The sequence below is a fragment of the Pseudonocardia yuanmonensis genome, assembly GCF_039542425.1.
GTDB classification, from domain to species: domain Bacteria; phylum Actinomycetota; class Actinomycetes; order Mycobacteriales; family Pseudonocardiaceae; genus Pseudonocardia; species Pseudonocardia yuanmonensis.
The window spans coordinates 52,034-64,761 of record NZ_BAABIC010000002.1 but is presented as its reverse complement, the minus strand read 5'-3'; the positions used below and the strand labels follow the sequence as shown (position 1 = coordinate 64,761).

The 12,728-nt window shown below is 72.4% G+C and carries 13 protein-coding genes; 2 read left to right on the top strand and 11 right to left on the bottom strand.

Annotated features, from left to right (window positions below; genetic code table 11):
* Positions 1–17: 17 nt before the first annotated feature.
* Both ABD990_RS02680 and ABD990_RS02675 read right to left on the bottom strand, forming a co-directional pair.
* Positions 18–2,684, bottom strand: coding sequence for a valine--tRNA ligase (locus ABD990_RS02680; RefSeq protein ID WP_345378076.1), 2,667 nt, complete (start codon positions 2,682–2,684; stop codon positions 18–20).
* Between the two features lie 132 nt (positions 2,685–2,816).
* Positions 2,817–3,518, bottom strand: a complete 702-nt coding sequence (locus ABD990_RS02675) for a hypothetical protein (RefSeq protein ID WP_345378075.1) — start codon at positions 3,516–3,518, stop codon at positions 2,817–2,819.
* A 107-nt stretch (positions 3,519–3,625) separates the two neighbouring features.
* Here ABD990_RS02675 and ABD990_RS02670 point away from each other — a divergent pair, with 107 nt between their 5' ends.
* Positions 3,626–4,051, top strand: coding sequence for a PPOX class F420-dependent oxidoreductase (locus ABD990_RS02670; protein WP_345378074.1), 426 nt, complete (start codon positions 3,626–3,628; stop codon positions 4,049–4,051).
* Here ABD990_RS02670 and ABD990_RS02665 read toward each other — a convergent pair.
* From ABD990_RS02665 to ABD990_RS02655, 3 genes are read right to left on the bottom strand one after another with little or no spacing between them, the layout of a single operon-like run.
* A complete protein-coding gene (locus ABD990_RS02665) occupies positions 4,048–4,356 on the bottom strand; it encodes a DUF6457 domain-containing protein (RefSeq protein WP_345378073.1) in 309 nt (102 codons plus the stop codon). The two genes, ABD990_RS02670 and ABD990_RS02665, sit on opposite strands and share 4 nt — an antisense overlap.
* 44 nt (positions 4,357–4,400) lie before the next feature.
* Positions 4,401–4,538 (bottom strand): MFS transporter small subunit, encoded by a 138-nt coding sequence (locus tag ABD990_RS02660; protein WP_345378072.1) that lies wholly within the window; start codon positions 4,536–4,538, stop codon positions 4,401–4,403.
* Positions 4,535–5,920, bottom strand: coding sequence for an OFA family MFS transporter (locus ABD990_RS02655; protein ID WP_345378071.1), 1,386 nt, complete (start codon positions 5,918–5,920; stop codon positions 4,535–4,537). The genes ABD990_RS02660 and ABD990_RS02655 overlap by 4 nt, the downstream gene beginning before the upstream one ends.
* A 122-nt stretch (positions 5,921–6,042) precedes the next feature.
* Between ABD990_RS02655 and ABD990_RS02650 the strand changes: the two genes are divergently transcribed.
* Complete coding sequence (locus ABD990_RS02650) at positions 6,043–7,215, top strand: CaiB/BaiF CoA transferase family protein (protein WP_345378070.1); 1,173 nt, start codon at positions 6,043–6,045, stop codon at positions 7,213–7,215.
* Positions 7,216–7,274: 59 nt separating this feature from the next.
* On the opposite strand, the gene clpX is transcribed toward ABD990_RS02650, so the two are convergent.
* From clpX to ABD990_RS02620, 6 genes are all read right to left on the bottom strand, one after another.
* Positions 7,275–8,552, bottom strand: coding sequence for an ATP-dependent Clp protease ATP-binding subunit ClpX (gene clpX / locus ABD990_RS02645; RefSeq protein ID WP_345378069.1), 1,278 nt, complete (start codon positions 8,550–8,552; stop codon positions 7,275–7,277).
* A 208-nt stretch (positions 8,553–8,760) separates the two neighbouring features.
* Positions 8,761–9,390 carry an ATP-dependent Clp protease proteolytic subunit gene (locus ABD990_RS02640; RefSeq protein WP_345378068.1) on the bottom strand — a complete coding sequence of 210 codons (630 nt, stop codon included), beginning with the start codon at positions 9,388–9,390 and terminating at the stop codon, positions 8,761–8,763.
* Positions 9,387–9,992, bottom strand: a complete 606-nt coding sequence (locus tag ABD990_RS02635; RefSeq protein WP_345378561.1) for an ATP-dependent Clp protease proteolytic subunit — start codon at positions 9,990–9,992, stop codon at positions 9,387–9,389. The genes ABD990_RS02640 and ABD990_RS02635 overlap by 4 nt, the downstream gene beginning before the upstream one ends.
* Positions 9,993–10,258: 266 nt before the next feature.
* On the bottom strand, positions 10,259–11,791 hold the full coding sequence (gene tig, locus ABD990_RS02630) for a trigger factor (protein ID WP_345378067.1): 1,533 nt from the start codon (positions 11,789–11,791) through the stop codon (positions 10,259–10,261).
* Between the two features lie 144 nt (positions 11,792–11,935).
* Positions 11,936–12,403 (bottom strand): hypothetical protein, encoded by a 468-nt coding sequence (locus tag ABD990_RS02625; protein WP_345378065.1) that lies wholly within the window; start codon positions 12,401–12,403, stop codon positions 11,936–11,938.
* Positions 12,404–12,509: 106 nt separating this feature from the next.
* Positions 12,510–12,683, bottom strand: coding sequence for a CsbD family protein (locus ABD990_RS02620; RefSeq protein WP_425569356.1), 174 nt, complete (start codon positions 12,681–12,683; stop codon positions 12,510–12,512).
* Positions 12,684–12,728: the final 45 nt, after the last annotated feature.

Genomic DNA, 12,728 nt, shown 5'->3' with positions numbered 1-12,728 from the left:
CGACCGCCGGAGCGTGCTCATGAGGCCGGCAGCCCCTCGAGCCGCGCGGTGACCCGCTCGATCTCCGCGACGGCGGCCTCCCGCCGGGCGCGGATCCCGTCGACGACCTGGGCCGGGGCCTTCTCGGTGAACCTGGGGTTCCCGAGCTTCTTCTCGGCCTGCTCCAGCTCCTTCTGCGCGGCCGCGAGGTCCCGCCCCAGGCGGGCACGCTCGGCCGCGACGTCGATCGCGCCGGAGGTGTCCAGCTCGACGTGGACGGTGCCCGCCGACGCACTCCCTCCCGCGGAGGCGGCGTCGGGCAGAGCACCCAGCGCGACCTCGACCGTTGCGGTCGGCGTGAAGTCCGCACCGGGCGCGTCGAGACGGGTCAGGAACCGGACGGCCCTCTCGTGTCCGGCCAGGCCCGCGGTCTCCAGCCCGACCAGCACCGCCGCGACGGACCGGCGGTCCGGCAGGCCCTGCTCGGTGCGGAAGCGGCGGACCTCGGTGATGAGCTTCTGCAGCGCCTCGACACGGGCGACCGCCGCGGCGTCGACGGGCAGCCCCGCCTCCTCCCCCGGCCAGGCCGCGGTCACGACCGTCTCGCCGCCCGTCAGCGCGGTCCACAGCGCCTCGGTGACGAACGGGACGATCGGGTGCAGCATCCGCAGCAGCGCGTCGAACACGTGCCCGAGGACCGCACGGGTGCCCTCCGCCGTGGCCGGGTCGTCCAGCTGGGGCTTGGCCAGCTCGAGGTACCAGTCGCACAGCTCGTCCCACGTGAAGTGGTAGAGGCCCTCGGTCGCCTTGGCGAACTGGAAGTCCTCCAGCAGCGCGTCCGTCTGCTCGCGGACCTCGCGGAGCCGGCCGAGGATCCAGCGGTCCGCATCCGTCGGCTCGGAGGGCAGCGGCAGGGCCGGGTCGGCGCCGTTGGCCAGCCCGAACCGGACCGCGTTCCACAGCTTGGTGGTGAAGTTGCGCGAGCCCGCGACCCATTCCGCGGACAGCGACATGTCCGTGCCCGGGTTCGAGCCGCGCGCGATGGTGAACCGCAGCGCGTCGGCGCCGTAGGCGTCGATCAGCTCGAGCGGGTCGATGACGTTGCCCTTGGACTTCGACATCTTCTTGCCGTTCTCGTCCCGGATGAGCCCGTGCAGGTAGACGTGCTCGAACGGCGAGCGACCCATGGCGTAGGTGCCGAACATCATCATCCGGACGACCCAGAAGAACAGGATGTCGTAGCCGGTGACCAGGACCGAGTTCGGGTAGTACCGCTCGAGGTCCGGGGTCTCGTCCGGCCAGCCGAGCGTGGAGAACGGCCACAGGCCCGAGGAGAACCAGGTGTCGAGGACGTCCTCGTCCTGGCGCCAGCCCTCGCCGGTCGGCGGCTCCTCGTCCGGGCCGACGCAGACCGTCTCCCCGGCGGGCCCGTACCAGACGGGGATGCGGTGGCCCCACCACAGCTGCCGCGAGATGCACCAGTCGTGCATGTTGTCGACCCAGTCGAAGAACCGGGAGGACATCTCCGGCGGGTGGATCCGCGTCTCGCCGGAGCGGACCGCGTCCCCCGAGGCCTTGGCCAGGGACCCGACCCGGACGAACCACTGCAGCGACAGCCGCGGCTCGATGGGCACGCCGGTGCGCGAGTCGTGCCCGACGCTGTGGAGGTAGGGCCGCTTCTCGGCGACGATCCGGCCCTCGGCGCGCAGCTGCTCGCGGATCGCCTCGCGCGCGGCGAACCGGTCCATGCCGTCGAACCGCGTGCCGGAGTTCGCGATGATCCCGGACTCGTCCATGATCGTGGGCATCGGCAGGTCGTGCCGGCGGCCCATCTCGAAGTCGTTCGGGTCGTGCGCCGGGGTGATCTTCAGCGCGCCGGTGCCGAACCCGGGGTCGACGTAGGGGTCGGCGATGACCGGGATGTCCCGCCCGGTGATCGGCATGCGGACGGTCCGGCCGACGAGGTGGGCGTAGCGCTCGTCCTCCGGGTGGACCGCGACCGCCGTGTCGCCGAGCATCGTCTCGACCCGGGTGGTGGCGACGACGACGGAGTCCTCGCCCTCGCCGTACCGGATGGAGACGAGCTCGCCCTCGACCTCCTTGTGGTCGACCTCGATGTCCGAGATCGCGCTCTGCAGCGCGGGCGACCAGTTGACCAGGCGCTCGGCCCGGTAGATCAGCCCCTCGTCGAACATCCTCTTGAAGACGGTCTGGACGGCCCTGGACAGGCCCTCGTCCAGCGTGAACCGCTCCCGGGTCCAGTCGACGCCGTCCCCGAGGCGCTTCATCTGGCCGAGGATCGAGCCGCCCGACTCGGCCTTCCACTCCCAGACGCGCCGGACGAACTCCTCGCGCCCCAGCTCGCGGCGGCCCGGCTCGCCGGCCTCGACCAGCCGGCGCTCGACGACGCTCTGGGTGGCGATGCCCGCGTGGTCCATACCGGGCAGCCACAGCGCGTCGTATCCCTGCATGCGACGGCGCCGGGTCAGCACGTCGATCAGCGTGTGGTCCATGGCGTGCCCGAGGTGCAGGCTGCCGGTGACGTTCGGCGGCGGGATGACGATGCAGTACGGCGGCTTGCCCGACGCCGGGTCCGCCTCGAAGTAGCCGCGGTCGACCCACCGCTCGTACAGCACGCCTTCCACCTCCGCCGGGTTCCACTTCGGCGGGAGGGAGGCGGTGCGCGCTGGGAGGGTCTCGGTCACGCCGTCAAGTCTACGAGCCGGGTACGACACGTTTCCGCGGGTGGGTCACGGCCCGTGGCCGCCCGGTCGGCGCCCGTCAGCGCCCGGTCCGCGCCCGGTCGGCGCACCAGTCGGCGCTCCGGTCCCGCCCGGTCACCGGCCCCGCACCGGCAGGAACACGACGTGCAGGTGGCGGAACCCGAGCACCGGGGCGAGCGCGCGGGCCCGGACCAGCCCGGGGTCGAGCGCACGCACCGTGCCGCTGGACGGCTCGTACACCCGCCAGGTCCCGTCGTCGGCGATCCGCAGCGCGAGGCAGTAGTGCCGCGGCACGAGCGACCCGACGAGCAGCGGGACCGGCCGGCGGGCGGCCAGGGCGGCCTCGACCTCCCGGATCGCGGTGTCGACGTCCGCCGGCGAGGCGTCGTCGACGAAGCGGATGCGGTAGCGGCCCGCGGCCGGGGCGTGCTCGTGCAGCCAGCGCAGGAACCCCCACGGCGTGGTGCCGAGCGCCTTCGGCCAGAACCGGTTGGTCGCGGCGTGGATCTCGCGCTGCCGGTCGTCGTAGCGGGCGGCGAACCCGCGCACCGTCCCGCTCGCATCGGTCCCGCGCAGCTCCAGCCGCTCCAGCTCCGCCGGGTCGGCCCAAGTGGCGAGGGCGAGGAGCACCGCGCTGCCGCAGGTCGTGCCGTCGACCTGGTCCAGCCGGGCGCCCGCGTGCCGCTGCTCACCGAGCGCCTCGCCGATCAGCGGCCGACGCTCGCCGGAGAGGACCTTCACGGCCGCGACGGGCACCGGTACGGGCCGCGAGACCAGCCGCTGCGCCGCCCGCCCGATCGCCGACACCGTCCGCACCCGGTCACGGTAGCGGGGGCGGGACCGGCACGCCTGGCACCGACCGGGCGCGGCGGGCCGGGCGGCCCGGCACGACGGCCCCCCGGTCCCCGATCTAGGTTGGCGGCATGAGCGCGGAGCTGACGCCGGAGATCGTGGAGTTCCTCAACCACGGGACCCGTACCGGGATGCTGGCCTGGACCGCCGCGGACGGGCGCCCGCTGGCCGCGCCGGTGTGGTTCCTGGTCGAGGACGGCACCCTGATCTTCAACACCGGCCGGGACACCGCGAAGGGCCGCGCGCTCGCCCGGGACCCGCGGGTGGCGCTGGCGGTCGACCTGCCGGAGCCGCCGTACGCCTTCGTCCAGGTGCAGGGCGTGGCCGAGACGAGCGAGGACCCCGCCGAGCTGCTCCGGACCGCCACCGCGCTGGGCGGGCGCTACATGGGCGCCGACCGCGCGGAGGAGTTCGGGAAGCGCAACGGGGTCCCCGGGGAACTGCTGGTGCGGGTGCGCCCGACGAAGGTCCTGGCGCACCTGGACGTGTCCGGCTAGCCCCGGTTGTCGGGGTCGTTCGACGGGACGCCGCGCTCGGTGTCGGCGTCCCAGCCCTCCGCGAGCGCGGAGATCTTCTGGGAATAGTCCGCAGCGGCGACCTGCGGCTCCTGCGCCCGGCCCGCGGCGACCCCGATCAGGAACGCCGTGACCGGCGCCGCCGGCCGGCTGACGGCGTGCGCCACGTCCGACGTCAGGTCCAGCACGGCGTTCACGCTCTTCTCGCTGTCCACCTGGCCCTCGAGCCCCAGCTCACGTGTCACGGCGGTGATCCACTCCGACATGGCCTTCGCGTCGTCACTCACGGCGGGAAGGTACCCCGGCGCGGGCGGACCGAACCGTGGCCGGGTCAGCCGGCGAACAGTGCGGGGATCTTCAGCAGCAGCGCGATCAGCCCGTACAGGAAGGGCGCGGCCACCCACACCCAGGCCAGGACGACGAGCGCGACGGGCGGGCGGCCCGTCCGGTCCTCCGTACGCGTGCTCATGCCCGTGCCTCCTCGTCCTTCGGGGCCCGCTCCGGTTCGTGCCACTTCTCGGCGACCGGCCGCACCAGCTCGTTGGCGATGAAGCCGAGCACCAGCAGCACGATCATGATCAGGAACGCGGGCGTGTACTTCGACGGGCCGGCGACGTCCGCCCGGGCGTCGGCGATGGCGTTGACGATGATCGGTCCGAGGACCCCCGCCGTGGACCAGGCCGTGAGCAGCCGGCCGTGGATGGCGCCGACCTGGTAGGTGCCGAACAGGTCGCGCAGGTACGCCGGGATCGTGGCGAAGCCGGCGCCGTAGAACGACAGGATCAGCATGGAGCAGATCAGGAAGACGGCCTTGTTGCCCTCGCCGACGAGGGTCAGCGCGAGGTAGAGCAGCGCCCCGACGCCGAGGTACATCCGGTAGATGTTCTTGCGGCCGACGACGTCGGACAGCGACGACCAGACGAACCGGCCGAGCATGTTGGCCAGGGACAGGATCGACACGAACGCCGTGGCGGCGGCGGTGAGCGTCTGGGCCGGCGAGGCGTCCCGGAAGAAGTCCTGGTAGATCGGGTTGGCCCGCTCGAGGATGCCGATGCCGGCGGTCACGTTGAAGCAGAGCACGATCCACAGCAGCCAGAACTGCGGGGTCTTGATCGCGTTCGCGGCCGAGACGCTCGCGGCGCTGACCATCGACCGGGCCTTCTGCTTCGCCGGGTCCCACCCGGCGGGCTTCCAGCCGTCGGCCGGCACCCGGATGAGCAGCCAGCCCATCGTCATGAACACCGCGTAGACCACGCCGTGGACCAGGAACGCGAGCGCGATCCCGTTCGGGTCGGGGTCGTTGCCGGTGGCTCCGAAGGCGGACAGCATCGACGCGGTCCACGGGCTGGCGATCAGCGCGCCGCCGCCGAAGCCCATGATCGCGATGCCGGTGGAGAGGCCGGGCCGGTCGGGGAACCACTTGATCAGCGTCGACACGGGCGAGATGTAACCGATGCCGAGGCCGATCCCGCCGATGCCGCCGTAGCCCAGGATGACCAGCCAGTACTGACCCAGCCAGATGCCCAGCGCCGAGACGAGGAAGCCGGTCACGAAGCAGGCCGACGAGACGGCCATCGCCCACCGCGGACCGTTGGTGTCGACCTTGGTGCCGAACACGGCCGCGGAGATGCCGAGCATGACGATGCCCAGCGTGAACGGCAGGGCGCTCAGCACGCCGCTGATGTCCAGGCCCTTCTCCAGCGCCCCCTTGAACGCGCTCCAGGCGTAGACCTGGCCGATCGCGAGGTGGATCGACAGCGCGGCGGGCGGTACGAGCCAGCGCGTCCAGCCCGGTGGGGCGACGATGCGTTCCCGCGTGAGGAATCCGGGCCTTGCCGACGTCGGCGACATCCGACCACCTCCGTGCCGTCTGCGGGCGAAGTGTGAGCCGGTACTCGACCCGGCAACTCGTGGTATGCCCCGGGATCCGACTCACCACACCTGGGGCGCGGCGGTGTGGTGGAGTGGAGGGCGTGAGTGCCCCCCTGACCGGGATCCGCGTGGTGTCCTTCGACCACGCCGTGTCCGTGCCCTACGCCGGCCGGCTGCTCGCCGACCTCGGCGCCGACGTCGTCAAGGTCGAGCGGCCGGGCGGCGGTGACTTCGCCCGCGGCTACGACGCGGCCTGCGGCGACGTCTCCTCCTACTTCGCCTGGATCAACCGCGGCAAGCGCTCGGTGGTACTCGACCTCAAGTCCGCCGACGGGCTCGCCGCCGCGCACCGGCTCGTCGACACCGCGGACGTCGTGCTCGCCAACCTCGGCCCCGGCGCCACCGCCCGGCTCGGGCTCGACGGCGACACCCTGCGCGGGCGGCGCCCGACCCTGATCACCTGCGAGCTGTCGGGCTACGGCGAGGGCGGACCCAGCGCGGGCCGCAAGGCCTACGACGCGCTCATCCAGTCCGAGGCCGGCCTGCTCGAGCTGACCGGCGACGGCGACGTGACGGCCCGGGCGGGCATCTCCGTCGCCGACATCGCGGCCGGCGTTCAGGTGCAGTCCGCGGTGCTGGCGGCGCTGTTCCACCGCGAGCGCACCGGCGAGGGCGCCACGTTGCGGATCTCGCTGCTCGAGGCGCTCACGGAGTGGATGCACCAGCCGATGCTGTACGCGCTCGGCACCGGGCGGGCACCGGCGCGCTCCGGCGGGCACCACCCGTCGATCGCGCCCTACGGCCCCTTCCCCTGCGCCGACGGCGCGGTGCACCTGGCCGTGCAGAACGAGCGGGAGTGGCTGCGGCTGTGCACCACCGTGCTCGGCGACGCGGCGATCGCGGTCGACGAGCGGTTCGCCTCCGTGCGGGCCCGGGTCGAGCACCGCGAGGAGCTGCACGCGCTGCTGCACACGCGGTTCGCCGGGCTGACCCGGGAGCGGCTCGGCGCGCTGCTCGACGAGGCCGACATCGCCTGGTCCGCGGTCGGGCACGTCGCCGAGCTCCCCCGGCATCCCCAGCTCGTCGCCCGTGCGCGGTTCGTCGGGGTGCCGGTCCCGGGAGGCGAGCGGGTGCCGATGGCGGTCCCGCCCGTCGACTCCAGCGCCTGGCCCCCGCCGCTCGACGCCGAGGTCCCCGCCCTGGGCGCCCACACCGCCGAGATCCTGACCGAGCTGGGCTACACCGCCGAGGAGATCGAGAAGCTCGCCGGCTGAGGGCCCGAGAACGCGGAACGCCCGCCCCCGAAGAGGGCGGGCGTTCGCACGAGGTCCGCTCAGGCGGAGCGCTCGCCCCGCTCCCGGCGCTGCGGGCGCCGCGGCACGATCGTCGGGTTGACGTTCTCCTTCACCGTCTCCTCGGTGACGACGACCTTCGCCACGTCCGTGCGGCTCGGGATGTCGTACATGACGGGGAGGAGCACCTCCTCCATGATCGCGCGGAGACCACGGGCGCCGGTGCCCCGCAGGATCGCCTGGTCGGCGACCGCCTCGAGCGCGTCGTCGGTGAACTCGAGCTCGACGCCGTCCATCTCGAAGAGCTTGCGGTACTGCTTGACCAGCGCGTTGCGCGGCTCGGTCAGGATCTTGACCAGCGCGTCCTTGTCGAGCGAGGTCACCGAGGCCACGACCGGGAGCCGGCCGATGAACTCCGGGATCAGCCCGAACTTGATCAGGTCCTCGGGCATGGTGTCGGCGAAGCTCTCGGAGCTGTCGAGGTCCGACTTGGAGCGGATCTCCGCGCCGAAGCCCAGCCCTCGCCGGCCCACCCGGTCGGAGATGATCTTCTCCAGGCCCGCGAACGCGCCCGCCACGATGAACAGCACGTTCGTGGTGTCGATCTGGATGAACTCCTGGTGCGGGTGCTTGCGCCCGCCCTGCGGCGGCACCGAGGCGGTGGTGCCCTCCAGGATCTTCAGCAGCGCCTGCTGCACGCCCTCGCCCGAGACGTCCCGGGTGATCGACGGGTTCTCCGACTTGCGGGCGATCTTGTCGACCTCGTCGATGTAGATGATCCCGGTCTCGGCCCGCTTGACGTCGTAGTCCGCCGCCTGGATGAGCTTGAGCAGGATGTTCTCGACGTCCTCGCCGACGTACCCGGCCTCGGTCAGCGCCGTGGCGTCCGCGATCGCGAACGGCACGTTCAGCAGCTTGGCGAGGGTCTGCGCGAGGTAGGTCTTGCCGCAGCCCGTCGGGCCGAGCATGAGGATGTTCGACTTGGCCAGCTCGACGCCGTCCCCGTCGCCCCGGGTCCGGTCGCCCGCCTGGATGCGCTTGTAGTGGTTGTAGACGGCCACCGAGAGCGTGCGCTTGGTGGCGGCCTGCCCGACGACGTACTGGTCGAGGAACTCGTGGATCTCGGCGGGCTTCGGCAGCTCGTCGAGCTTCACGTCGCCGGTCTCGGCGAGCTCCTCCTCGATGATCTCGTTGCAGAGATCGATGCACTCGTCGCAGATGTAGACGCCGGGCCCGGCGATGAGCTTCTTGACCTGCTTCTGGCTCTTCCCGCAGAAAGAGCACTTGAGCAGGTCACCGCCGTCACCGATGCGTGCCATGAGTGCAGCCCCAGTCCCATCCGGCACGCCCTCGTCCGGGCGCGCCCACGTCGTCATGACGGTACCTGCCGGAGCCCGTCGCTGCGAGGATCGCAAGGCCCTGTCGGGATCGGGTCGGCAGACGGTCGTTCTGCGTTCCACCCCGCAACGTCACGGGATGGTGGGTGCTCCGGGGCCGCCCTGCGACGGCCCCGGGACACCGGCCGGCTCAGCCGACGGCGGACAGCTTCCGGCTCTGGATGATCTCGTCGACGATCCCGTACTCCTTGGCCTCCTCGGCCGTGAGGATCCGGTCCCGCTCGATGTCGTCGTGCACCTGCTCGGGCGTGCGCCCGCTGTGCCGCGCGAGGGTGGACTCCAGCAGCTTGCGCATGCGGGAGATCTCGGCGGCCTGGATCTCCAGGTCGGACACCTGGCCGTAGAAGCCCTCGGTGGCCGGCTGGTGGATCAGGATGCGGGCGTTCTGCACCGCGAGGCGACGGCCCGGGGTGCCCGCCGCCAGCAGCACGGCCGCGGCCGACGCCGCCTGCCCGAGGCAGACGGTCTGGATGTCGGGGCGGATGAACTGCATGGTGTCGTAGATCGCCATCAGTGACGTGAACGACCCGCCGGGCGAGTTGATGTACATCGAGATCTCGCGGTCGGGGTCCGCCGACTCGAGGCACAGCAGCTGCGCCATGACGTCGTTCGCCGAGGCGTCGTCGATCTGCACCCCGAGGAAGATGATGCGCTCCTCGAAGAGCTTGTTGTACGGGTTCGACTCCTTGACCCCGTAGCTCGTGCGCTCCACGAAGGACGGCAGCACGTACCGGCTCTGCGGCATCTGGAAACCGCTCATGACGAGACGCCCCCGTTCGAGCTCGAGTCCGGGACCTGCGCGGCCCGGCTGATCACCTGGTCGACGAAGCCGTACTCCTTGGCCTCCTCCGCCGAGAACCAGCGGTCGCGGTCGAAGTCCCGGATGATCTTCTCGACCGGCTGGCCGGTGTGCCCGGCGATCAGCTCGGCCATCTCCTGCTTGTGCCGGCGGAACAGCTCGGCCTGGATCCGGATGTCCGACTCCGAACCGCCCACGCCCGCCGACGGCTGGTGCATCAGGATCTGGCAGTGCGGCAGCGCGTAGCGCTTGCCCGGGGTGCCCGCGGAGAGCAGGAACTGCCCCATCGACGCGGCCAGGCCCATCGCGTAGGTGCTGACGTCGCAGGGGATGAACTCCATCGTGTCGAAGATGGCCATCCCCGCGGTGACGGAGCCACCCGGCGAGTTGATGTAGAGCGCGATGTCCGCCTCGGGGTCCTCCGCGGCGAGCAGGAGCATCTGCGCGGCGATCCGGTTGGCGATCTCGTCGTCGACCTGCTGCCCGAGCACCACGATGCGCTGCTGCAGCAGCCGCTCGAACACCGAGTCGGACAGCGTCATGCTCGAGGGGGCCGAACGCATCTGCAGCGCGCGGCGGTCCTCCACGAGGCGGTCCGCGGTCCTCCGCGGACCGGTGTCCTGCTGACTCACTTCACCCTGCCTTCTGCTGGCGTCACTCGGGGTCGTCTCCTCCGATGGGCCGCCGGTCGGACCTGCGTCCCGGCCGGCGGCCCGTCCCTGTCTTCGGGCCCGACCCTACGCGGCCGCGGCACCCCGCGTCCGCGCACGGAGCGCGTGTTCGCCGACAGCGCAGCGGCCACCCGTCCGTGCTGGTCAGGCGCGCGCGATCAGGCCTTGCCGGCGGCCGGGCCCGCGGCCTCGGTGCCCACCGCGGCCTCGGACGCGTCGTCCGCCGCCGGGGCCTCGACGACCTCGGTCTCGCCCGCGGCGGACTCCTCGGCGGCGGTCTCGTCGGCGGCGGTGTCCGCGGCGGTGTCGGCGGCCTCGGCGGCGGCCTCGGGGGCCTCCTCGGCGTCCACGGCCACCGCGGCGCCCTCCTCCGTGCCGAGCAGGTCCGAGAGGTCCACCGGCTCGCCGGCGGCGTCGGTGACGGTGGCCGCGCGGACGGCGACGATCAGCGCCTTGCTCCGCCGGACGTCCGAGTAGATCGCGCCGAGCTGGCCCGCCTGCTGGATGCGCTGCACGAACTCCTCGGGCGCCATCCCGTACTGCTGGGCCTGGTAGATGATCCGCTCGGTGAGCTCCTGGTCGCCGACCTGGACCTCCTCCGCGTCGGCCAGCGCGTCGAGCACCAGGCGGGTCTTGACCGACTTCTCGGCCTCCGCGCGGGTCTCGCTGTCGAACTCCTCGCGGGTCTTGCCCTGCTTCTCGAGGAACTCGTTGAACTGCTCGTCGCTGTGGTCGAACGCGTGCACGGCGTCATGGTGGCGGGACTCCACCTCGGCCTCGACGACGCTCTCCGGCAGCGGGACCTCGGTGTTGTCGACGATCTCGTCGAGCACCTTGTCCCGGGCCTGGGTGACCTGCTCCATGCGGCGCACCCGGCCGAGCCGCTCCCGCAGGTCCGCGGTGAGCTCCTCGAGGGTGTCGAACTCGCTGGCCAGCTGGGCGAACTCGTCGTCGGCGTCGGGGAGCTGGCGCTCCTTGACCGCGGTGACCTTCACGGTGACCTCGGCGTCCCGGTCGGCGTACTCGCCCGCGACCAGCTTCGAGGTGAAGGTGCGCTCCTCGCCGGCGGACAGGCCGGTGATGGCCTCGTCGATGCCCTCGATCAGGCCGCCCTGACCGACCTGGTACGAGTACCCGGTCGTCGTGGCCTCCTCGATCTCCTTGCCGTCGACGGCGGCGGAGAGGTCGATCTGGACGAAGTCGTCCTCCTGCGCCGGGCGCTCGACACCGGTCAGCGTGCCGAAGCGGGCGCGCAGCTGGTCGAGCTGCTCGGTGACCTGCTCGTCCGTGACCTCGACGTCGTCGACCTGCACCGTGATGCCGTCCAGGTCCGGGAGCGTGATCTCCGGCCGGACGTCGACCTCCGCGGTGAACGCGACCTTGTCCCCGTCGGCGAGCTCGGTGACCTCGATGTTCGGCTGGCCGATCGGCTTGACGTCGTCCGCGGCCGCGACGGCCTCGGAGTACTTGGCGGGGACGGCGGCGTTGAGCACCTCGTCCAGCACCACGCCACGGCCGAGACGGGCGTCGAGGATGCGCGCCGGGGCCTTGCCCGGGCGGAAGCCCGGGATGCGGACCTGCTTCGCGATCTTCTTGTACGCGCGGTCGAAGTCGGGCTTGAGCTCGTCGAACGGCACCTCGACTGTGAGCTTGACGCGTGTCGGGCCGATGTGCTCGACGGTGCTCTTCACGGTGGAACTCCTCGGACTGCTGTGTGGCTCTGCTGTGTGGCGGGGCCCTGCTCGGTTCGTACCTCGGTGCGACGGCGGCACGACGCCGCGTCAACCGGGGTCGGGAGGGGCGGTCACGCGCGCCGGGCACGTGTCCGGGCGAGTCTAGGCGAGACGCATCCCGGGCGTTCCGGCCGGTCCGCGCCCTGTCGCCGGACCGCCGGGATCGTCGCCGGACCGGTCGGCGGCGCCCGCCCCGGGGAGCGGTCCGGGCGGGGCGGGGACGAGGTCCGCGACCGTCACGTCGACGGGCCGGTCCCCCGTCACCCCCCGCACCAGCGCGGCGATCTCCCCGGCCAGCTCCGGCAGGGACGACCCCGCGGGCCAGCGGACGACGACCGACACCTCGACGGGCTCGCCGGCCCGTGCTCCCCCCGTGTCGTCCCCGGGGGCCTTCTCCGCCGCCCGCACCCCGACGACCCGCCGCCCGGGCAGGTAGGAGGCGACGCTGCCGAACGGCCCGCCGTCCAGCCGGGCGACGGCGGGATGGCGCAGCACGGCGGCCGCGACCCGCTCCGGCAGGGGCCCGTCGGCCCGGCCTTCGCCGCGCGACGGCGGGGGCACCGTGGACACGGCTCCACGCTAGCGGGCACACGTGGCGGCGGCGCCCCGGATGCCCGGGACGCCGCCGTCGGGAGCGGGCGCGCCGCTCGGCTCGACGCCGACCGGTGCGTGGAGATCAGTGCTTGAAGACGTCCTTGACCTTCTCGGCCGCCTGCTTGAGGTCGGCGCCCATCTGGTCGGTGCGGCCCTCGGCCTCGAGGCGCTCGTCGTCCGTGGCGCGGCCGGTGGCCTCCTTGGCCTTGCCCGTCATCTCCTGGCTCTTGTTGTCCAGCTTGTCCTTCATGCTCATCTGGTGAACCTCCCGGACTCGTGCGCCCGCCGCGCGGCCGGACCC

Coding starts and splice junctions, on each gene's coding strand:
- ABD990_RS02670 (WP_345378074.1), top strand. CDS start 3,626: ATGAGCGCGGAGCTGACGCCGGAGATCGTGGAGTTCCTCAACCACGGG.
- ABD990_RS02660 (WP_345378072.1), bottom strand. CDS start 4,538: ATGAGCACGCGTACGGAGGACCGGACGGGCCGCCCGCCCGTCGCGCTC.
- ABD990_RS02655 (WP_345378071.1), bottom strand. CDS start 5,920: ATGTCGCCGACGTCGGCAAGGCCCGGATTCCTCACGCGGGAACGCATC.
- clpX (WP_345378069.1), bottom strand. CDS start 8,552: ATGGCACGCATCGGTGACGGCGGTGACCTGCTCAAGTGCTCTTTCTGC.
- ABD990_RS02640 (WP_345378068.1), bottom strand. CDS start 9,390: ATGAGCGGTTTCCAGATGCCGCAGAGCCGGTACGTGCTGCCGTCCTTC.
- ABD990_RS02635 (WP_345378561.1), bottom strand. CDS start 9,992: ATGCGTTCGGCCCCCTCGAGCATGACGCTGTCCGACTCGGTGTTCGAG.
- ABD990_RS02620 (WP_425569356.1), bottom strand. CDS start 12,683: ATGAGCATGAAGGACAAGCTGGACAACAAGAGCCAGGAGATGACGGGC.